The organism is Mesorhizobium sp. PAMC28654, assembly GCF_020616515.1.
Taxonomy (GTDB): Bacteria; Pseudomonadota; Alphaproteobacteria; order Rhizobiales; family Rhizobiaceae; genus Mesorhizobium.
In genome coordinates, this window is sequence record NZ_CP085135.1 from 4,285,224 (window position 1) to 4,306,197 (window position 20,974).

General features: G+C 60.9%; 19 protein-coding genes and 3 pseudogenes. 8 read left to right on the forward strand and 14 right to left on the reverse strand.

Features of this window, described 5'->3' with window-relative positions:
• Positions 1-43: 43 nt before the first annotated feature.
• The 4 genes from exbB (at position 44) to LGH82_RS21005 (ending at position 2,953) form a co-directional block, all read left to right on the forward strand.
• Positions 44-994 (forward strand): tonB-system energizer ExbB, encoded by a 951-nt coding sequence (gene exbB, locus LGH82_RS20990; RefSeq protein WP_227344556.1) that lies wholly within the window; start codon positions 44-46, stop codon positions 992-994.
• 12 nt (positions 995-1,006) lie between these two features.
• Positions 1,007-1,474 (forward strand): TonB system transport protein ExbD, encoded by a 468-nt coding sequence (gene exbD / locus LGH82_RS20995; RefSeq protein WP_227344557.1) that lies wholly within the window; start codon positions 1,007-1,009, stop codon positions 1,472-1,474.
• Complete coding sequence (locus tag LGH82_RS21000) at positions 1,471-2,424, forward strand: TonB family protein (RefSeq protein ID WP_227344558.1); 954 nt, start codon at positions 1,471-1,473, stop codon at positions 2,422-2,424. Before exbD ends, LGH82_RS21000 begins: the two co-directional genes overlap by 4 nt.
• A 127-nt stretch (positions 2,425-2,551) precedes the next feature.
• Entirely contained in the window at positions 2,552-2,953 is a 402-nt protein-coding gene (locus LGH82_RS21005) for a GFA family protein (RefSeq protein WP_227344559.1), read from the forward strand.
• 43 nt (positions 2,954-2,996) lie between these two features.
• Here the strand turns inward: LGH82_RS21005 and LGH82_RS21010 are convergent, their stop codons facing one another.
• The gene (locus LGH82_RS21010) at positions 2,997-4,505 is read right to left on the reverse strand and encodes a winged helix-turn-helix domain-containing tetratricopeptide repeat protein (protein WP_227344560.1); all 1,509 of its coding nucleotides are present in this window, start codon (positions 4,503-4,505) and stop codon (positions 2,997-2,999) included.
• A gap of 219 nt (positions 4,506-4,724) precedes the next feature.
• Here LGH82_RS21010 and LGH82_RS21015 point away from each other — a divergent pair, with 219 nt between their 5' ends.
• Positions 4,725-4,973: a DUF1127 domain-containing protein gene (locus tag LGH82_RS21015; protein WP_227344561.1), complete on the forward strand. Its 249-nt coding sequence runs from the start codon at positions 4,725-4,727 to the stop codon at positions 4,971-4,973.
• Between the two features lie 100 nt (positions 4,974-5,073).
• On the opposite strand, the gene LGH82_RS21020 is transcribed toward LGH82_RS21015, so the two are convergent.
• The 6 genes and pseudogenes from LGH82_RS21020 to LGH82_RS21045 form a co-directional block, all read right to left on the reverse strand.
• Positions 5,074-5,394, reverse strand: a complete 321-nt coding sequence (locus LGH82_RS21020) for a hypothetical protein (RefSeq protein WP_227344562.1) — start codon at positions 5,392-5,394, stop codon at positions 5,074-5,076.
• Between the two features lie 201 nt (positions 5,395-5,595).
• Positions 5,596-5,847, reverse strand: a complete 252-nt coding sequence (locus LGH82_RS21025; protein ID WP_227344563.1) for a hypothetical protein — start codon at positions 5,845-5,847, stop codon at positions 5,596-5,598.
• Positions 5,848-5,998: 151 nt separating this feature from the next.
• On the reverse strand, positions 5,999-7,228 hold the full coding sequence (locus LGH82_RS21030; RefSeq protein WP_227344564.1) for a SagB/ThcOx family dehydrogenase: 1,230 nt from the start codon (positions 7,226-7,228) through the stop codon (positions 5,999-6,001).
• Between the two features lie 235 nt (positions 7,229-7,463).
• A pseudogene (locus LGH82_RS21035) lies at positions 7,464-8,212 on the reverse strand (XRE family transcriptional regulator).
• Positions 8,213-8,527: 315 nt separating this feature from the next.
• Positions 8,528-8,764 (reverse strand): hypothetical protein, encoded by a 237-nt coding sequence (locus LGH82_RS21040; protein ID WP_227344565.1) that lies wholly within the window; start codon positions 8,762-8,764, stop codon positions 8,528-8,530.
• 257 nt (positions 8,765-9,021) lie between these two features.
• Positions 9,022-9,450 carry a translation initiation factor 2 gene (locus LGH82_RS21045; protein ID WP_227344566.1) on the reverse strand — a complete coding sequence of 143 codons (429 nt, stop codon included), beginning with the start codon at positions 9,448-9,450 and terminating at the stop codon, positions 9,022-9,024.
• Between the two features lie 524 nt (positions 9,451-9,974).
• Here LGH82_RS21045 and LGH82_RS21050 point away from each other — a divergent pair.
• The 3 genes and pseudogenes from LGH82_RS21050 to LGH82_RS21060 all read left to right on the forward strand — a co-directional run bounded on the left by LGH82_RS21050 (position 9,975) and on the right by LGH82_RS21060 (position 12,937).
• Entirely contained in the window at positions 9,975-11,177 is a 1,203-nt protein-coding gene (locus LGH82_RS21050) for a tyrosine-type recombinase/integrase (protein WP_227344567.1), read from the forward strand.
• Between the two features lie 96 nt (positions 11,178-11,273).
• Entirely contained in the window at positions 11,274-11,534 is a 261-nt protein-coding gene (locus tag LGH82_RS21055) for a hypothetical protein (RefSeq protein ID WP_227344568.1), read from the forward strand.
• Between the two features lie 52 nt (positions 11,535-11,586).
• A pseudogene (locus LGH82_RS21060) lies at positions 11,587-12,937 on the forward strand (IS3 family transposase).
• Positions 12,938-13,011: 74 nt separating this feature from the next.
• Here the strand turns inward: LGH82_RS21060 and LGH82_RS21065 are convergent.
• The 7 genes and pseudogenes from LGH82_RS21065 to LGH82_RS21095 form a co-directional block, all read right to left on the reverse strand.
• Positions 13,012-13,212, reverse strand: a pseudogene (locus LGH82_RS21065) (IS21 family transposase); the annotation flags it as partial.
• A 144-nt stretch (positions 13,213-13,356) separates the two neighbouring features.
• Positions 13,357-15,603, reverse strand: a complete 2,247-nt coding sequence (locus tag LGH82_RS21070; RefSeq protein ID WP_227344569.1) for a hypothetical protein — start codon at positions 15,601-15,603, stop codon at positions 13,357-13,359.
• 91 nt (positions 15,604-15,694) lie between these two features.
• Positions 15,695-16,513 carry a hypothetical protein gene (locus LGH82_RS21075; protein ID WP_227344570.1) on the reverse strand — a complete coding sequence of 273 codons (819 nt, stop codon included), beginning with the start codon at positions 16,511-16,513 and terminating at the stop codon, positions 15,695-15,697.
• A 492-nt stretch (positions 16,514-17,005) separates the two neighbouring features.
• A complete protein-coding gene (locus tag LGH82_RS21080) occupies positions 17,006-17,371 on the reverse strand; it encodes an ArsR family transcriptional regulator (protein ID WP_227344571.1) in 366 nt (121 codons plus the stop codon).
• Positions 17,372-17,474: 103 nt separating this feature from the next.
• Positions 17,475-18,622 (reverse strand): IS3 family transposase gene (locus tag LGH82_RS21085; protein ID WP_227344222.1). Its coding sequence is split into 2 segments (ribosomal slippage): positions 17,475-18,373 and positions 18,373-18,622, totalling 1,149 coding nucleotides; the frame shifts between segments, so codons are not numbered across the junction.
• Between the two features lie 75 nt (positions 18,623-18,697).
• A complete protein-coding gene (locus LGH82_RS21090; protein WP_227344572.1) occupies positions 18,698-18,907 on the reverse strand; it encodes a hypothetical protein in 210 nt (69 codons plus the stop codon).
• A 132-nt stretch (positions 18,908-19,039) separates the two neighbouring features.
• Positions 19,040-20,404 (reverse strand): DUF6538 domain-containing protein, encoded by a 1,365-nt coding sequence (locus tag LGH82_RS21095; RefSeq protein WP_319799887.1) that lies wholly within the window; start codon positions 20,402-20,404, stop codon positions 19,040-19,042.
• Positions 20,405-20,974 lie beyond the last annotated feature (570 nt).

Below are 20,974 nucleotides of genomic sequence, written 5' to 3' on the forward strand. Positions count from 1 at the left end.
AAATAGGGAGCGGCACACCGCTGCGAGAATGAGGACGAAAACCTTGTCGAGAATTGGTCTGTTCGCCGCGCTGGTCGCATCCGCCATCCTTTCGGCCAGTGGTGTTTCGGCTCAGGAACAGCCGGCGGGCAATCCCCCGGCCGTCGAAACGCCGGCCCCCGTCACGCCAGCCCCAGCCGCGCCCACGAATGGAGCGCCAGCACCAGTCGCGCCCGCCCAGGCCCCGGCGAATGCCCAGCCCATCGCCGTCGGCGCTCCAGCGGCCGGCGGCCCGGCGCCAGCGCTGACCCTGCCGCACGATTTGTCGCCATGGGGCATGTTCATGGCCGCCGACATCGTGGTGAAGGGGGTGATGCTGGGCCTGGCCTTTGCGTCGCTCGTCACCTGGACGATATGGGTGGCCAAGTCGCTGGAAATCCTTGGTGGCAAGCTTCGCGCCCGGCGCGCCGCGCGCGCCATCGGTGATGCCGCGACGCTGACGCAGGCCGGCCGCGCGCTTGGCCACAACAGCGGACCTGGCGCCTTGCTGGTGCGGGCCGCCGAGGAAGAGGCGGCACTTTCGGCCGGCGCGCTCGATCATGTTTCCGGAGACGGGCTGAAGGAGCGGGTCGCGTCGCGGCTGGCGCGCATCGAGGCCGCGGCGTCGCGGCGCATGTCTCGCGGTACCGGCGTGCTGGCGACGATCGGTTCCACGGCGCCCTTCGTCGGCCTCTTCGGCACGGTCTGGGGCATCATGAACGCCTTCATCGGCATTTCGCAGGCGCAGACCACCAATCTCGCGGTCGTTGCGCCCGGCATCGCCGAGGCACTGCTTGCCACCGCCATGGGCCTGGTCGCCGCGATCCCGGCGGTTGTCATCTACAACGTCTTCGCGCGCTCCATCGCCGGCTACCGGCAGATCCTCGCCGATGCCTCGGCCGGTGTCGAACGGCTGGTCAGCCGTGATCTTGATTTCCGCACGGTTCCACCGTTGAGCGCCTTGGCGGCGGAATAAGGGAGCGGCGCGATGGGAAGTAGAATACGCGAGAATCTGGACGGCGATCTCGAGGAAAACCACGAGATCAACGTCACTCCCTTCATCGACGTCATCCTGGTTCTGCTGATCATCTTCATGGTCGCCGCGCCCCTGGCGACGGTCGACATCAATGTCGACCTGCCGGGCTCAACCGCCACGCCGGCGCCCCGGCCCGAGACGCCGCTGTTCCTGACGCTGAAGGACAATCTTAGCCTGGCGGTCGGCAACGACACAGTGCCGCGCGCAACCTTTGCTGCGGTCCTCGACGGCAGGACCAAGGGCGACAAGCAGACGCGCATCTTCCTGCGCGCCGACAAGGCGGTCACCTATGGCGACCTGATGGAGGCGATGAACCTGTTGCGCGGCGCCGGCTATCTGAAGATCGCGCTGGTCGGCCTGGAGACAATGCCATCCGCCGATGCCGCGGCGGCGGCGCCAAGTGGAGCGGCGGTGCCATGACCCAGCAGTCGGCCGCCCCCTCGGTTCAGCTGCCGCGCTTTGGTTGGCGCGACCTGGGCTTGTGGACGGCTGCCACCGCGCTTGTTCTCGGTGCGCATGTCGCTATCGCCTATGGGGTCCAGGAATGGAGTGACGCCGACGCGTCGGACGGTGGTCCACCGCCAGCGATGATGATCGACATGGCCCCCATGATGGTTGCGCCAGCCATTGAGGAACAGGCGGCGATGCTGGATCCGACCCCGCCAGACCAGACGGAGACTACAGAAACGCAGAAAATGATCACCAAGGCGGAGCCTGTCGCGGACCCCTCGCCGGAGCCGGTGACCGAGGAAGCGGAGGCCGCTCCGTCCGACCCGGTGGAGCAAGCCCAACCGACGATCACCGAGCCTACTGATCAGCCCCCGCTGGACGAGGTCGTTCCGGACATCGTCCAGGCCGTCGCCCCTGACGTGGTCATTCCCTTGCCGCAGCAAAAACCGGTCGAGACGCCGGTCGAGAAAAAGAAGCCGGTCGAAGCCAAGGCCAAAAAGCCCGTCGAAAAGCCCAAGCCCCGGCAGAAGAAGGAAAAGGCGGCACCGTCGAAGACCGTCGTCACCGCAAGCGCGGATGTGAAGTCCTCAGCCAAGACAGCCGCGCCGAAGTCCGCCGAGGCGGCGTCGAGATCCGGTGACGACAGCAGATGGAACTCTCGTCTGGGAGCCTGGATCAAGCGGCACACCCGCTATCCGAGAGCGGCGAGCGCGCGGCGCGTGGAGGGCAACCCATATGTGACATTTACGGTCGATGCATCTGGCCGGGTCCTCACCGCCAGGCTTTCCCGCTCTTCTGGTAGCGACGACCTCGATCGCGCGGCGCTGTCGGCCCTTCAGGGCGCCACGGTGCCGGCGCCGCCGCCCGAGAAAGTGGGCACGAGCATCCTCGCACCTTTCGTGTTCAACCTGCCCAGGTAGACGGCAATGGGAGCGGGCATTGCTGTCCGCACGTCGAATGGGTAAGCGCTGTCTTCTGCCACGGCGTTTGCAATGACGGTGTCATCCGTCGTAGCCATTCCGGTCACTTGATTGGAGGAGACGCAGCATGGACCGATTCACCGGCGGTTGCCTGTGCGGCGACGTCCGCATTGTGGCGTCGGGACGCCCGTACCGGGTCGGCATCTGCCATTGTCTCGACTGCCGCAAGCATCATGGGGCGCTTTTTTACGCCGCGGCGGTGTTCCCGCAGGATGCGGTGACGATCGAGGGCGAGACGCGTGATTACCTCGGGCGATTTTTCTGTCCCCGCTGCGGCTCGCCCGTTTTCGCACGCAGCGGAGACGAAATCGAAGTGCATCTGGGATCCCTGGATGCCCCTGATCAACTGATGCCAACCTACGAGAGCTGGACCGTCCGCCGCGAGTCCTGGTTGCCCCCGTTCCCGCTCGCGAGACGATACGACCACGGTCGTGACGCCACGGATCGCCTTGAGGAACAAGTCGGGTGACCGGCGGCTTTCGAATGGCCGGCCACGAGATCACGCCGGCGCGTCACTCCGGAAGACCGGCCTTGCGGTAGCCATCAATGAAATGCTCAAGCACAGCCGCGTCGCGGAATGGCTCGGTGATCGCCCAGTGGCGGGTCGTGAAACGCGGGTTGCCGACGAGGAACAGTTCGACCTCCGCGCGCGCCTCGTCGAGCCGGCCGAGTTGGGCCAGGCTCGCCGCCAGGAAACGGCGTGAGCTTGTACGATACGTCTCGTCCCTGCGCAGTGTCTCGACAGCGGCTTCATAGTCGCGCGCGGCATATTGTGCCTGGCCAAGCGTCAGATAGTACCAGCTTGCCGGAAACGGGTTCAGCCGGAACGCCTTGCGAATATGCTCAAGACCTTCCTCTACCCGCCCGGCCAGGACCGCGATATCTGACAATGCCGCCCAGGTGTCGGCCTCGTTCGGGTCGAGCTCGATCGCCTTGGCGAATTCCGCATCCGCCTCGGCGAAGCTGCTGTCATAGGCAAGCAGATAAGCCAGGATCCATCGGCAACCGGCGTCGTTTGGATCGATCGCCACGGCCTTGCGCGCCAGTTCCAGGGCAACGCCGCGGTCAGCTTCGGTTGGTCCGCCCGAATGCACCCAGCCCATCCAGTGGTTCATGGCAAGCCAGCGATAGGGCTCGGCGTATTCCGGATCGAGCGAAACCGCACGCGTGAGCATCAGATGGGCTTCCCGCGCCATCTGCGGCGAATCGTCGATCAGCTTGCGCGCCCGCACGCAGAGGTCGTAAGCCTCGAGATTCCTGGGCCGGTTGCGCGGCGACGTCGCGCGCAGCCGACCGAGCAAAGCCTCGACGATCTTGGCCGTCACCTCGTCCTGAACGGCAAAGATATCTTCCAGGCCGCGATCGAAGCGTTCCGCCCATAGATGATCGCCACTCACCGCGTCGACCAGTTTTGCGTTGATGCGCACGCGCCCTGCCGCGCGTCTTGCGCTCCCCTCCAGCAGGTAGCGTACGCCAAGATCCCCAGCGATCTCGCGCACGTCCATCGCCTTTCCCTTGTAGGCAAAGGCCGAGTTGCGTGCGATGACAAACAGGCCGGGGATCCTGGACAGGTCGGTGATCAGGTCCTCGGTCAATCCATCGGCGAAGGATTCCTGCTCGGGATCGTTGCTGACATTGACGAAGGGCAGCACGGCTATCGATGGTTTGTCGGGCAACGGCAAAGGTTTTCGTTTCGCGCCACCGAGCTGTTTGATGGCCCCCGTGAAGCGGTAGCCGACGCGCGGAACCGTTGATATCCATTCACCGCCGATGGCGGGCGAACCAAGCAGCTTGCGCAACTGCGCGATCTGGACGGTCAGGTTGCCTTCCTCGACGGCGGTGTCCGGCCAGGCCGCGTCCATCAACTCGGCCTTGGCCAGGATTTCGCCGGGCCGCCCGACGAGCGCCGCGAGCAGCTTCAGCCCGCGATAGCCAACGGCAACAGGAACATCGCCCCGAAGCAGTGTTCCCGCATCCGGATCAAGCACGAACGGACCAAAGGCAAACCGCGATCCCTGCATAGGGCGCCATCTATAGAGCAATTCCAGGAAAAGTGTGAGACGGCTTTCCGTCCGGAATTGCGCCAAAACAAAGAGTTAGAGCAGTTTGAAGGCTCCGGGAACCGGTTAACTGCTCTGCGGGTTTGGAAGTTTTGAGAACTATTTGGAAGGGCTTAATTACGGAGCTGACGGTATCCGACAGAATTCAACCTCTTTCAGGTCGGCCCTATGGAGGTTGCTGTGAATGATACTCTTGCATCGGCACGGCATCGCCCCGTGCGACCGGAGACGGCGGTGGAGCCGGCGGACGTGCCGCGTGGTCACCTGGCGACCCTACGAAGCATGATCGACAACTGGCGTGAGCGGACACGCTATCGTTGGGAACTCAAGCAGATGTCTAAGGACAATCCCCATTTGATCGACGACATCGGTCTGACAAGACTGCAGGTCGAGGAAGAGATCGCCAAGCTGCCCTTCTGGCAACGATAGGCGCATGGCGCGACGGCATCGGTCGCGCGCCAGCCTCGCACACTGACCCCGCGGAACCCGGCCTCAACGAGCAGGCCGTGGGCTTCGGATCAGAGCCTGTCTAACGATAGGCCTGCGACTGGCAGAGGGCTTCGACCTGTTCCAGATAGAAACGGCACTTGGTGCGAAGGCTCCGCAGCCCCGGATCGCCGGCGCCGTTGAGATCGATTGCCTGCATCATGAAATCGAAGTGGGCGTAAAACGCATCCACCGCGCCCCAGAGGTTGTCGGCATGGCATGTATCGGCGATTGCCCGTGAAACGAGCCGGCGGGCCTCCGTGCGCGCGTCATCGGGTGAGTCCGGTCGTCTTCCGATCATGTCCCTAAGCCGGCTGAATACATCGTCTGTCTCGATGCCCGTGATGGGTGCCATCATGTTCATGCGTGGTATCCCCCTATGCCGTTGCAGGCCGATGTCCGCCCTCCAGGGCAGGATGCGATCCAATAGGTCATTTCGTTGCGATCAAGGCGGCCGCTGCCGTTTTCAGGGACGGCAGCAGGCTTTGCGGCGCGCAGTATCTCCCAGCGACTCATCCCAGGCACAGAGCCTGTCCCTGCATTTGAAACCGCCATCCATATTTTGCTACGCTCTTCTTGGCTGAGCGTGGCTGTCCCCTGAATGCGTTCTCGGATGCAGCGCATCGCCGCCAAATTTGGCGTGCCGTGCCGGCCGCGCGCCGCGAAGAACGTCGAAGGCTTCCGCATAAGCCATGCCCAGCAGATAGGAGATCATTGGGAAGCGGCCCGCTTCCGCCATCTGGACGAGCTCATTGGACATCGTAGCAATGTATTGGAGGCTATCGATTTCCGACTGACGTAACGATTGATTTGCCACGTGTGGCTCCTGTCAATTAGGGGAAACTCTAGGAACGCTTACTGGCAATTAAGTGTACTGATGCATAAAGGTCGCGGATTGCCCGCTTGGACTGCGTCTTTGGTTCACCTCTTCGTTTTACTGCCAGGTCTAAAGTCTTTGATCCGATATTCTAGTTGATCGCGCCGCCCACGGCGTGCGTAGCTTTTTCCGGGACAGCGATGGTCAAAGCGTAGATCGGCGCGTCGGTGAGGCGATCGAGGCCCAGCAGCCGCTTGATTGACGAATGGCACAGCGCCGCCGTAGGACACGCCGACAGGCCATGGCTCGTGGCTGCCAGCATGATGTTCTGGCCGATATGGCCGGCTTCGATCAGCACGACACGGTAGGCATTGGCGTCCTCGTATTTCCACATCGTGCGATCAAGTTTCGCGCAGAGCAGGATCAGGCAGGGCATTGCGTCTCCCCATTCCTGCCCGCCGATCAATTCGGAGATTTTCGGCAGATGGTTTGCCGAGATCCGGCCAAGATCGTGGTCGGCGGCGGAGTAGTGGTAGACGCCAGGGTCCAGGCCCTCCACCGCCAGCGCAACGACATAGGCTTCGTATGGATTCCTGGCGCCGCCGGAAGGGGTCATGCCGAGCGGCAGGGACCCTACGCAGTTGGTCGTTTCCCCGGTGATGCCCATGCCGGCGAACAGGCAATCCGAGAGCTGCTTCGCCGTGATAGTGGGCGCTCCCGCGGTCCGGTTGGTGCGGCGCTGGGCCATCAGCCCGAGAAGATCATTGTCGTCCAGCGCGTTCGGCAGCCGAATGGCGCCGGGCGAATTCTTGAGCATGAGCTCGGGCTGCGGAATATGACCGGCGCGTTTGACCTGCCGCTCTTCCGATTGCTCGATGGTAATGAATTCACTGTCCTGGACGCAGAAGTGCATCAATGCGGTCGGGATGCCCCAGCCCCATTGCCCCGAAAACCGGGCCTCCTGCTCGGCGAGTTCCGAGCCGGCCGTGACCAGGGCTGAAAAGTCGACCAATTGGGGAACGACGGCTTTCAACTCGGAGCGTGACCAGCCCTTGGCGCGGGCGATATCAGCCGGAGATGCCCATTCGTCCCATGAGGCGAGAAGGCCGATGACCTCGGAACTGCATTCAAACACGCTCTTGGTGAGAAAGTTGCAAGCAGTGACCTTGTCTTGCCCGGGGTAGAAAACCAGCGTTTTTGAGGAGCGCATTTTCATTGTTCGACGCCATTGCCAGGGCGGGACGCCGACGAACGATAGCCCGTCGACGCCCCATGATTTCAGCGCTTGTTGTAGTGCATGCCCTGCGAGAAGAAGACGGTCTGAGTGCCAGCGGCAACAGTCAACTTCGGAGCGGTGTTCACTTTCTTCGCCATTTTTCATCCCTTTCCTTGACCCCCCAAGTGGGATCTACGAAAGGAAACGTAGTGTTGAAGAAGTTAATGATTTATTAAAATTACAGTAGAGTTGCAGACGAAGGCAGGGATCGTGCCTTTTGTTGCTTTTGTACAAACTTCATAAACTTATTTTACTCGCACCTGGAGTAGAATATCAGAAGTATATGCTCTTTTCGAATATCTTATCCTGATTTAGCATAACAAGCTGTGGTTGAAGCCAACTATTTGGCGCTATCCCTGGTAAGGCTGACCACGAGTTGATCGATATCCGGGTCATCGAGCCTGACGACGTGAGCCATCCGGATCGCATCCCTCGGACGAATGTTGGAAACTTCTTGGCGCATGACAACAGAGACAAATGCCGGCCCGGACTCGGTCAACAGCATAGCCTTTCCCGTCAGGACCGGTTCCGAGATGGGTGCCACTGGACCGAGATGAGCGACGGCTCCCCGGTCTGCCGGCGATTGACCCCGCTGAAATAGATCCAGTTCAGACGTGCGATCGCCACCCCGTAGTGATTGCCGCGTGCACGGGCCCATGTCGATCCGCGGCGCTCGGACCAGCCGGTCACTCTTCTGAATGTGACCAGTTCCGCGTCGCGCCGGACAAAGGTCACCGACCGCACCAAGAGGTCGTCGCGACCCGGGATCGAGAAGTAGGTGAAATACGTTCCCCCCGCGATGGATGGGCTGGGCGGGCGTATCAACTGTTTGAACAGGCTTTCGGAAACGGCAGGCAAGCCCGGAACTCCCGCTTCCGAACTACCGTGGTCCTGGTACAGTTCGGCCTCGTCGATATGGAAATAATCACATATGAGCTTGGCCGTGGCCTTGTTGGGAACAGTCTGGCCTTGCAGGTAGCGCTCGAACTGCGTGCGGTTGATGCGCAGTTCCCGGCATACCGCGCTTACCGAGGCATGGTCTTTGCAGAGCCGTCTAAGGTTTGCAGCGATATTCTCGCGAATGGGCACTTCATTGCTTCCGCAGGCGGATTCATAATTCTGCTGGAAACCCATATAGCGTTTTCGGCCGCCCCACCGAACGCCGTGACGCAACGCACAGAAAAAACTGATACAATCCGCCGACAATAACCGGCTGGCCGTCAAAACAAATAGCAGGAGCCCGATCGCGACCACCGCCATAAGTCCAATTGACAACCGGCTGGCCAAGTGTTGGACGCGATGATCAGGGATGGAAGCGAAGGCGCCGGATCCGGCTGGCGCGTTGCGTCGTCATCAGCGGGCCGTGCCCGCAACGGCGCACCGCCGTTCTTTCGATAGGGCAGGCTACGGTGTCAGTAGGATTTCAGCGCCCGCCTGTTCGTCGAACAAAACTGAATAGCCGCACTGAAGCGCTACCATCGAGAGAGCGTTCGCCGCCACCTCGTCCGAGGACTCGAAATCGCCAGTCAGGATCCGCAACTCTTCCACGGCTTTGGCCGTCGACATGAAATGTCCAACCGCCAGATCGTGCTTGCAGGCGTCAACCACACAAAGCAAGTCAATCATTTCGAAGCCGCGCATGTCCAGCCTCCAAGGTTTGTTCCTCTAAGGAACGTAGCCGCGGGCGATAATGTTCCCGCGGGTCAGTCTCAGCTTCCGCGATCGCGCCATGTCCGCACCCTGGCGACTCGGCCATATCTGCCTTGCGGCGGACCTGTCGATCCGCCCGGCTGGCGTCCCTTCAGTTACTCCGATCTGGTGGGGACGTCAGCCACCCAAACAGCCAAAGCAATTCCGGGAAAGTGTGAAACGGTTTTCCGTTTCACCTCCTCGCCATTTCAGCCCACGGGCTGGCCAGTTTTTGGGGGTGCCTTGGGCGGCATAGGCTTGTTGACGCTGGTGCTCTGATCAGCGGCGTCGACGGGCACGAGTGTTATCAATGCCGGGTTCGGATAGTGGTCCAGCGTCGCTCCGGACATGGCATCAACGCCGATGCCAATAACACCGCCAAGCAAGATGTTGCCGGCAAGGCCGGCAGCGCCGTTGCCGCCCATCTTCGTGCCGATGAACAGTTGACCCGCCTTGTAACCGGGTTTCTCGGCGAAGGCCGTCAGTTCCGTCTTGCGGCTGACTTCGATCGTGCATGGCGATTGTGGGCAAGAATGCCCGAGACTCGTTCTGATCGTCGCATCGGGCGGATTCGAACTTATTACTACTTTTTCCGTGGTGCCACGAACCACGGACGCGCAGCCGCACAGGGCAGCCATGCAGGCCGCCGCAACTATTGCAGATTTCATAAATTCCCCCAATCCCCAGTTGTAGTGAAACAGACGAAGGGAGGCGTGTCTAGTTCTTCATTTAAAGCCAGGCGTGTATGACTTGGTGACGAACCTGTTCCTCACGGTTTTTGTAAGAAACATGGGGCGACTGATCTTTATCTCGTCCTTTGAACCAAGAAAGGGTCCGCTTCCACGTGAGGCGGGAGCCCTTACAACTTCAGTCAGAGGCGTCAACGTGGCCCGGAAACGATGATGACTTCAGCTGCTATTGGCTTTTGGCTCACGCGACTGCCGCAACGTCATAGCGAAGCTCCTGAAAACCGCTCTTGCAGTTCAATCGTCCGGGTATGATCCGCTGGTGGAGCTGAGGTCCACCGAACTAGCGTTTCCGGGTGTCCCACACTGTCTCCCCATCCGTTGAAAATAATGTTCTTTTTGCATTGAGTGTCTAGGACCGTCCCACATTGTCTTGTACTATCCCCACTTCAAAGTGGGGATAAAAGTGGGGACGGATGGCCCGGACGCTTCACAAACTCTCTGACGTTGCCGCGAAAGCCGAAAAGGCCGCAGGTCGTCACAGCGACGGCGGCGGCCTCTACCTGTGGGTTTCCCCAAGCTGCTCCAAGTCCTGGCTGTTCATGTGGACCAAGGACGGCAAGCGGCGTGAGATGGGCTTGGGCGCCTATCCCGTGGTCACGCTTGCCAGGGCCCGAGGGAAGGCCACCGAATGCCGCACAGCGGTTGAGGAAGGCCGCGATCCAATCGCAGAGAAGGCCAAGGAAGCGGAGCCGACATTCGGCGAGTGTGCCGACAAGTACATCGCCACGATAAAATCCGAGTGGCGCAGCGCGAAACACGAGTACCAGTGGAACCAGACCCTCACCAGCTTTTGCGGAAGCATCAGGCCTAAGCGCGTGTCGACCATCACAACCGAGGACGTGTTGAAGGTTTTGTCTCCGATTTGGCAGGAGAAAGCCGAAACGGCTTCGAGGCTTCGCGGTCGGATAGAACGCGTTCTTGAGTTCGCGAAGGTGAAAGGGTGGCGCTCGGGAGAGAACCCGGCAGCCTGGCGCGGCAACCTTCGAAATCTTCTACCGAAGCGCCAACGGCTTCAGCGCGGTCACCAGCCCGCAATGCCCTATCAGGATATCCCTGCATTCGTGACGCGGCTCAAGGCGCTAGTGGCCACATCGGCTCGCGCCTTGGAATTCACCGTCCTGACGGTTGCCAGATCCGGCGAGACGCTAGGAGCGAAGTGGAAGGAAATCGACTTCAAGGGCGAGCTCTGGAACGTACCTAAGGAGCGCATGAAAGCTGGTGAACCGCATACGGTGCCACTGTCCACCCGAGCTTTCGCGATCCTGGAGGCGCTGTACGAGCATCGGGGGGACGGCGAATATATTTTCTCCCGGGACGGTGAGAATGCGCTTTCCGACATGTCGATGATGATGCTGCTTCGCCGAATGAAGCTGACCGACATCACCGTACACGGCTTCCGGTCTGGCTTCCGCGACTGGTGCGGCGACGCCACCACATTCCCGCGCGAGGTCGCCGAAGCAGCGCTCGCCCATAAAGTCGGTGACGCGGTGGAACGCGCCTATCGCCGCTCCGATGCGCTGGAGAAGCGCCGCAAGCTCATGCAGGCGTGGGCGGATTTTCTCGCAGCGACGAAAGCCGGGAATGTGGTGAAATTGACTCGGGCTCGAAAAGCCTAACCGAATCGCAGGGGATAGGACGGCCATCCGACAAGCCGGCAGCACCTACCGGTTCCCCTGCGGCCCTCAAATAGGTGTTTTCGCAAAGGTGAGTGGATGCCGAAGAATGAATTTACTCGGGAAGAAATATCCGCATGGCGGAAAGACCAGAAAACGGTCTTGCGCGAGGAGTATCAAGAAAAACTCTTGAAAAAACGTCGCACCAGCCAGCGCAAAAAACGAGATTGGATAAGCGTCGAGGACATCGCGAAGTACCTTGGGCGCGAGACAGGCACGGACACCGTAGACGAGAAGAAGCGCTTGGAATTGGCTTATTGGTCCATCTGTTCCCCGTCAGCACCTGTGTCCCAGATTTGAGGTTGTGAATTAAGGAGGGTTTTGATCTCGTCGTCACGACGAAGGAACCAAGATGAGCCCTAAATCCTCAAGTGCCAAGAAGCCTGCCGAGCAGGTGGTAAAGGACATTCGCCGGGCGACCCGGCGGCATTTTTCAGCGGAAGACAAGATCCGGATCGTGCTGGACGGGCTGCGCGGCGAAGACAGCATCGCCGAGCTGTGCCGCAAGGAAGGGATCGCGCAGAGCCTGTATTACACCTGGTCCAAGGAGTTCATGGAGGCCGGCAAGCGCCGATTGGCGGGTGATACCGCTCGTGCTGCCACCAGCGACGAGGTCAAGGATTTGCGCCGGGAGGCCGGCGCGCTGAAGGAATGCGTCGCTGATCTGACACTGGAAAACCGTCTGCTCAAAAAAAGCATGATCGCGGATGGGGACGAGCAAGAATGAGATATCCCGCATCCGAAAAGCTCGAGATCATCAGGATCGTCGAGCAGTCACACCTGCCAACCCGCAAAACGCTGGACCGACTGGGCATCCCGCGCCGGACCTTCTATCGCTGGTATGACCGTTATGTCGAGGGCGGGCCTGAGGCGCTGCAGGATCGGCCCTCGGCGCCGAGCCGGGTGTGGAACCGCATCCCGCCTGCCATCCATGACCAGATCATCGAACTGGCGCTGGAGCAGTCCGAGCTCTCCCCGCGCGAACTGGCAGTACGGTCACCGACGAGACGCGCTACTTCGTGTCAGAAGCCAGCGTTTACCGGCTCCTCAAGGCCTACGATCTGATCACCAGCCCGGCCTATGTGGTGATCAAGGCGGCGAACGAGTTCCACACCAAGACGACGCGACCCAACGAGATGTGGCAGACGGACTTCACCTACTTCAAGATCATCGGCTGGGGCTGGATGTACCTGTCGACCGTGCTCGACGATTACTCCCGCTACATCATCGCCTGGAAACTGTGCAGCACCATGCGGGCCGAGGACGTCACCGACACGCTGGACATGGCACTTACTGCCTCAGGGTGCGACCAGGCCCATGTGCACCACAAGCCTCGGCTGCTCAGCGATAATGGCCCCAGCTACATCGCCGGCGAACTGGCGGACTATATCCAGGACCAACGCATGAGCCATGTCCGGGGCGCTCCAATGCATCCCCAGACCCAAGGCAAGATCGAGCGCTGGCACCAGACCCTCAAAAACCGAATCCTCTTGGAGAACTACTTTCTGCCCGGCGACCTTGAGGCCCAGATCGCAGCCTTCGTCGAACATTACAACCATCGACGCTACCACGAGAGCCTGGCCAACGTAACGCCAGCCGACGCCTACTTCGGCAGGGCCGCAGCCATTATCAAACAGCGAGAAAGGATCAAACGCCAAACCATCCAACATCGGCGCTTGCAGCACCGCAAGATCGCCGCTTAACATCAACCCCAAGATGAGGCCGACACTCCGCTAATCTGCGATCCAATCTGAGCCAAATGATCTGACGACGGACAACGGATGCCTGGCGCCGCCTTCAAAAGGGGAACGACCTCGGCATCGAAGATATGCTCGAGAGGGTCAGGCCTCCGCCGGCCACGAGCCTTTTGCTTTTGCGATGGCAGGTGCGCGTCCGTCTTGATGCGATAGGCCGTCGCCCTGCTGATCGACGCCTTGGCGGCGGCGACCTCGATAGAATTGTTTTGTCGGTACTTCATAAAAAGCCTCGTCTGATGATCGGTTACATGGCGACCCGGCACAAAGATGGTTCTCCATTCCAGAAAACCACCAAGCTACCGGGCCGACCGCGATCATAAGACGCTGAAAAATTGCGCGGCGGCGGGGGTGTAACTCCGGTCGGGCTACGCCCTCCCTTCGTCACACCCCCGCCGCCGAGTCTCATCCTGATTGACGCTGAGTCTCACCTTGTTTGTCGCCGCGCACCATACGGAGTTCCAGGGCTTCCACTGGAGGGGAGCTGTCTGAAGACCAGTCATGGAGCCGTCAAAGAACTCCGTGTTCTGGGGATTGAGGATGGAGTCGCCCCGCCTGAAGGCTTCGACCGCGTTAGACCAGCCATCCGCCAAGGAGGTGATCGTATAGTGGTACTCCCGGAGACCCTGCCTGGAGAGTGAGGACAGCTCCGCCCTCTTCCCCGCATCCTTGGTGATGAGCCGTAGGGCTGCTGACCCAAAGACCTTCTCCGTTGGCCTCGCCGCCAGCATGAAGGCGTTGCTCGTCATGTTGACCAGGTGCGTTGGCCACATCCAGAGAAGGCCGTTGGTCAGGTGCCAGGTGGCCTCGTCCAGGACTCGCTTGCGCCAAGTCTCGTTGAGGAGCATGGCGACCTTCTTGGGGTCCCCGCCGGCCTTGCGCATGACCGTGATGACCTGTTGGGGGTCCATACCCTTGAGCTTGGCGATATCGGCAGGCCTGAAGCGGAACTGGGAGCGGGCGAGGCGCAAGGTGCGCCCCGAGTTGGACAGCATGGAGTTGGCGGAGGCCATCGTATCGAAGGAAACCCCTAGCCGCGCCATGAACTCCTGGGTGGCGAGATGGACGTTGCCACCGAACTCCTGGAGGTTGCCATTGGAAATCTTGGTAGCCAGGTCGTCAGCGTCGATGAACATCCTGTTGCCGAGGCGGAGTGCGGCTTCCATCTGGGGGGCGAGGAGCTTGGCCTGTTCGCCGGCCTCCGTGAGCTGCCCTATGATGAGTGCTGGGTCCTCGTTGAACTGGGCTCCAAGCTCGTTGGCGAGGGACTTCACGTGGGCGTCTGTCAGGACCTTCCCACCCTTGGCCATGTTGAAGCGGTCTGCCAGGATCTTGGCGGAGCGCTGGAGGAGGGACTCCACGTTGCCGGGGGTGTGGAGCTTCTGCCACGGCAGGGGGACCTTCTTACCGAAGTCATGGCCGGCTTCCTGGGCTTGTGCCCTGGAGCCATACGTCTCGACCGCCTTGGCGTCCGCCTGAGTGTCCTTCAGTATCTTCGCAATATCGTCGTCCGGTATCTCCTGGGTGGGGACAGGCGGGGTCTCGTCGGTCGGGGGGATGGGCTGACCGGTCTTGGAGTTGATGGGCGGTTCGGTGCCAACGGTCTTCTGGGCGGGACTCGGGGGAACTCCTTCGGTCTTGGCTGGGCTGGGTCCTTTGGCGGTAGGTGCCTCGGGCAGTGCCTGGCGGGGCCTGGGTGTGTCTTTCCAGATGCCAAGGCGCACCTCCTCTTCGGGGTTGATCATCTCGGGAGCCCGCACCTCGCCACCCACGGATGGGGCTTCCGGCGGGCCGAACCCGTTGGCGTTTCTCAGCCGGTACTTCTCCAGCTTGGCTATCTCCCTCGCTGCCGCCGCCTTGTCGCCACCACGCAGATATTTGATGGTCTTGACGACGCCCACCAGGGCGAGGTCCGCGCCGATGGACTCTAGGGAATTCTTGAAGCGACCCTCAGCGGCAGTGTCATCGGGATCGGCCGCCAGGTAGTTGGTCACCGGGTTCTGGAGGTCAGGGAACTCCTCGACCAGGTTCGACAGGCGGTCCTCGTGGGGGTCCAGGACAACGGCCCCGGCGAGTGCCCCCTTAGCGATCTCCATGCCTGTCCTGAGGATGGCGCTGCCCTCGCCCAGGACCTTGAGCGGAGCCAGCAACTTGCCGGCCCCAATGAGACCCACGGCCATCTGGGAGACCCCAGAGGCGAGGGAGTAGCCCATGCTCTCCTGGCCCAGCGCCCGGTCCTGGGACTCAAAGCTTTGCCTGAGGCCAGACTTGTCGGCGTCTGCCGGCTCGCCCACCAGGAAGTCCTTGGTTTCCAGCACCGCTTTGGCGGCCCCCAGAGAGGCGGCTCTGGCTGTCCTCTCGGCAACTCCGGCCCCGTCTGGTCCCTCCATCTTCGCCAACTCGGCGCGATCCCTGAAGGCGGAATCCCCGGTGGGATCGGTGGGATCGGCAAGCTGGCGGCTCTGGCGGAGGGCGAGGCCCGCCTTATCGAGGGTCCCGGCCTTCTTCATGATGTCCAGACGGGCGCTGGCCCTCTCGAATGCCCTGCGGATACGGGCGGTTTCATCGTCGGCGGGGGCTGCGGCGGGCGGTGATGTTGTGTCGTTGGTGTCCACGTTGAGTGGCTCCTTGTAGGTTGGTCGGGCTGGATGGCGGTCTCCCCGGACAAATCGCGGTGGATACTTCGGGGAGCAATGACGGGGCGGGCTAGGCGCGGGTCACCATGCGGCGGTCCAGCCAGGGCTTCAAAGGCTTGTGGTCTTGCCAGTCACGAAGGAACGAGGCGGTCTCATGCTCAGGCAACTTGAGGGCGAAGGCGATGGTGAAGGCCGCGCTTGTCAGTCGTCCTAGCGTCTCCTCCGTGCTCATCTCCCCGAAAGGCCAGGTGGATGTCTCGCTGGGTACCAGGGGCAGCGCGGAAATCGGATCTTCCCCACCGGCCTCACGGTCCACGATGGCGAAGAGGCGCTCAATGTTGGCCAGGTATGCCGAGATATCGAAGCCCTTGGGGAGGGTGCCTCCGGCTTCCCGCTCCCGTGCCAGACGCGCGACATGCCGCATGGTCGTCTTGCGGGCGTCCTTGTCGGGCTTGCCTCCGGGGATCGTGTGGAGGTTCTCGCCCCGGAGGTCGGACTTGATGCGGCCCTGCTTGATGACCTCGTGGTCCACAGCCCCGTGGAGGATGCGTGTGAAGGACATCATGTCCTCGGGCGCGTCTCGAAACATCATGCGAGGGTGGACGGTCGGGACGGGCTTAGAGTGGTTGGAATTCGTGACGCCCCGGTGTCCACATCGGCTTACCTCGAAAAGAGCCCCGGTCTCGGCCAATGTCAGGCTGATGGCCAAGATGCTCTTTCCGCCCATGACGATGCTGACGACCGGTGCGGCGTCCAGTTCCTCAGGGCGGGTGATGGCGTGAAAGCGCACCCAGGAGGGTGCAATCGCCAGGGCGGCTACCGGATCGTTGGCGAGCCACTCGGGCGTGATGAGGGGATGGTTCTCGAAGGCAGCATTTCTCGTCTGCATGTGCAGTTCCTTTGCGGGATTTGGGGTGTGGGTACTGTCCCGTCCGGGTGGAGAGCGAGGAGATGGACGGCGCGATGGAGGGTTTCGCGCTAGCTGGCGCTCATCAGCGGACCCGTTAGGCCCGGACCTTGCACCGCCTGAGGTATTCCCCTCCGACTTTCCCCTCAGGTCTTCCCTGAGTGCGACCAGCCCCTATGCTTGGCAGGCTGATTGACCGTGAGGTATAGGTCCGCCTGCCCGCTGAAGAGCGTGCGCGTGCGCACGTCTCTCCAGAGAGTTCAGTCGAACTTATTGATATGAATGGATGAGGATGGCCGAGATATCAGCGATAACTGCTGCGATAGCAAGGGTGTCCGTCGAGTTATTTTTAGAGATTGCTCGTTCAATCTAGTGCATCTGTCGAAAAGTCCATCAGCGTACTTGAGGAGCCTCAAGTACTTGGCTCCCGATGCAGTGGCCGCTTGCTCCGATGCGGCGGCCGATAATTTGTTTCTACGTCGCCTTGGAGAATACGAATTGGAGCTGTGAGACCAGCCCTTTTCCCTTCGAGGTCAGATAGAAAATCTTCTTGCGGCGATTGTCGGCATTTTCTGCTGTCTCAACCAAGCCGAGTCCCGGTGTTCCCTCGCGGTAGCCGTAAGACAGATAGCGGAGATGCTGGCTGATAGTCGTAGGGGACACACCAATCCGAGCCGCGAGGTCTTCAAGCGTGAGCGGATCGTTTATGTCGTGTCGGTCCCTGCCCCATATTGCTGCGCCTAGGAGTGCCAGACTAACTCCGATAGGCATGTCTTTCGCGACTGTCATCAAGCACTTGTTGGCCTCAAAGTACGCACGGATTGTAGGATCGCTCATCATGACATTTACTCAAAACTGACATTGTGAAATGTGGTGGAGGAGGCGATGAACCCGCCCCCGCCATGTGGCTTAGTGGCCTGCTGCCGGTTTTTCGGACACCCGGTTAAGCTAGCATAGCTTGCTCCTCGAACTCGTTGGGGCTGAGATAGCCCAGCGTCGAGTGCCTTCGCCGAGGGTTATAGAAGCATTCGATGTAATCGAACACATCTGCCTTGGCGTGATCCCTCGTCCTGTAGACCTTGCGGGCTGTCCGCTCGGTTTTGAGCGACGAGAAGAAGCTCTCCATCGCAGCATTGTCCCAGACGTTGCCGGACCGGCTCATCGAGCAGGTAATGCCGTGATCGGCCATCAGGCGCTGGAACTGCTCGCTCGTATATTGCGACCCCTGGTCCGAATGATGGAGCAGGCTGTCTGGCTTGCCTCGGCGCCAGATCGCCATGATTAGGGCGTCGGTGACGAGTTGGGCCGTCATCTCGGCCTTCATCGCCCAGCCGACGACACGCCTGGAGAACAGGTCGACGACCGCCGCAACATAGAGCCATCCTTCGGCGGTCCAGATGTAGGTGAAGTCGGCAATCCACTTCTGGTTCGGAGCAGCAGCTTCGAAGGCGCGATCAAGGAGATTGTCCGACACGGCGGCTCGCTCGCCAGTGTCCTTCGGTAGCCCGCGGCGCCGAGGCCGGGCACGCAAGCCGTTCTCCCGCATGAGCCTCTCGACGCGATGAAGACCGCAGGAGACTCCCTCAGCCAAGACGTCGTGCCAGACGCGACGGGCGCCATAGGTGCGGTCGCTGCTCTTGAAGCTCCGGTCGATCCTGGGAACGAGCATCTCGTCGTGCTGGGACCGGGCGCTGGGGCTGCGGTTGAGCCAGGCATGGAAGCCTGAGCGCGACACATCCAGCGCATTGCACAGCCATGCCACCGGCCAGATCGAACGGTGCTTCGCGATAAAGGCGAACCTCATATCGCATCCCTCGCGAAGTAGGCTGCGGCCTTTTTTAGGATGTCGCGCTCCGCCTTCAGCTTAGTAACTTCCCGACGCAGCCGGTCAATCTCCTGCTGCTCAGGCTTCATTTGACCATGGCCGGGAAAGGCATGCTGCGGGTCAGCGCTCGTCTCGCGGACCCACTTGCGCAGCACATTCTCATGGAGATCCAAATCACGGGCCGCCTGCGCCACCGCAACGCCCCGATCCTTCACCAATCTCACCGCCTCAAGCTTGAACTCGCGGCTGAACTTCCTTCTCTGCATTCCCACTCTCCAGTTCCGTTAAACACCTTATCTCGGTGTCCACGAAACCGGCAGCAGGCCATAGGCCCGACCTCGCTAGGCCATATCCGCCGCGTCTTGCCTTACGTCTTTGACATGCTGGAGCCATGAGGTGAGGTCCTCGCCGGCCCGCCTCGATTTCAAGAACTCACGGACCTCAAAGTCCTCAAGGCAATCAAGTGCCCAATTGATTGCGGCCTCGGGGTCCGTGAGTGCAGCGGCTGAGGTGGGAAGGCCAGGCCGGTCGGCTATGGTCGCGTTGGTCATGCGCAGTCTCCGATTTGGGTTGCGCTGCCTATTAGGGTCATGTCGCAAACAATAGCAACAGTTATAACCTACGCATCTGCACAGTGTCGTCACCAGTTTATCAATCGAGTGAAGTGTCCACTGCACCGTATACTAGGCCAATGTTTTAGACACCGGAGAAGGAGGCAGCTTTATCGCTTCCACCAAGGCCCGCTTTGCATCGGCGGAGCTTGGCCCTGGGTAGTGCTTCATGGTCAACTTGAGGAAATCCTTCACGCCTTCGTCGTCGTGCCCCACCACATCTGCGATGGTCCATGGGGAGTATCCGGCATCCGGTGCGTCCAGGCGGTCACGCGCCACCATGCAGAACCAGCGGCGGAACGAGTGGAAGTCAACGTTGGACTTGGCCTTCCCGTTGGGCCGCTCATCCACCCCCACCTTCCGGCGATACCGGGTGAATGCCTTAGACGCTGGGTCCGATCTGGTATCCCTGGACTTGGGCGTCTCGGGAAGGCCGTCGATGAGGAAGGTGCCGGGTGTCTTACCCTCCGAGCGGGCCGCGACGATCTCCCCCAAGTCGCTGTGGATGGGAATGTCGCGGCGGGCGTTGGCGGTCTTGCCGTGGCGAACCGTGAAGCTGGACTCCAAGCAGTCTCCCACCCGGAGTTGGCATATCTCCTCCAGCCTCATCCCACTTAATGCGGCAATGCGCATCAAGTCCGCCATATAGTCACTGGGCGGGGCCTGGAGGTGCTCCGCAACGTCGCTATGGATGAGCGTGGCGACCTCTGGTGCGGTATAAGGCCTCTTGCCCTTGTCCAGTTCATGGTCGGCGCTCGGGCGGGCCTTGTTGGGCAGCTCCTGGTCAACCCAAGGGTTCTCGTCCACATGGCCGCGCATCTTGAGCCACTTCCAGTATTCGCGAAGGAACCCCAGGTAAGCGGCCACCTTGTCGCGGCTGCGCCCGGTCCCCAGGCTCTCGTCTATGAAGCGTCCGGCCTTCTTGCGGTCCATCATGTCGATAAAGGGGGAGAAGTGATTGGCCTTCATCCACGCCTCCAGCCACCCTAGGACCCGGAGGAAGTCGCCGCTGGACTTCTTGCGGTATGTTGCCTTGTAGGCGATGAAGGCTTCGGCGTGGTGATCGAGCGGGGTAAACATGCCTAGCGCCACCTCAGCAAACTCGGTCGCGGCCCTCGGCCCTCTAAGCTCTGCGATCTCCTCCGCCCGCTCCTCGATTTGGTCCCGAAGGTTTTCCGTCCTGTTGCGGATGCGAAGCCGCAATGCCTCCGCCCCGTGTGAGTCACCTTTGGCGAGTGCTCGCCTGGCCTCCTCAATCGTAGACCTCATGCCATCCACGATTTGCCCTTTTCGCCTGTTGGCCTGAGATAGATCAGAGGTATGGAGCGGCTGAATAAGTTGGGCTGTGCCGAGAATTGAGCGCACATGATCTGGCACTCGGACTCGGACACGCCACTGCTTGCCGTGCCATTGAAGGTGGTCCGTTAGCTTTGGCAATTCGCCTCTCCTATGTCCCAGCGTTGTGTCCCACCGAGATACTCCAGAGGCTTATAAGTCAAGGGGTGCAAGGGGTCTAGAGCGCTGGAGGAGAGTGTCCCTCCCTCTCCGCCATTCCCTTCACCCAGGATACCGCACCGTTGCTCGTTGATCAGATTGCCGAGGCGATCCCCTCAGCTTCAATGCGACCGTGCAGCTTCCGGGCATAGGCAGCCTGCCCAGCGCCGGCTATCGCGTTCACCCCCTGCTCCAAGGGGCCTACAGTCAAGGCCGGTTCATATTTCCGCATTCGACGGGGACCGATACCATAGCAGCCGGTCCGTGGTCATGGCTTGCGGCGCAACCAGCGCGTCGGCAAATAGGACGACAACAGCGCGCCCGCCATTACAAGAAACACTGCAATGTCAGAGTGGCGACGATAAGCCGACGTGACCGACGAGACTGATTTTTTGCCATTCGCCACGGAAGACTTATTTCTATGGAATCGGCAGAACGCCCACCCCAGAAATACGCAGATCAAAAAGAAAGCACTAAACCAGATAAACATTACAGCTCCCCAGCCTGCAATCG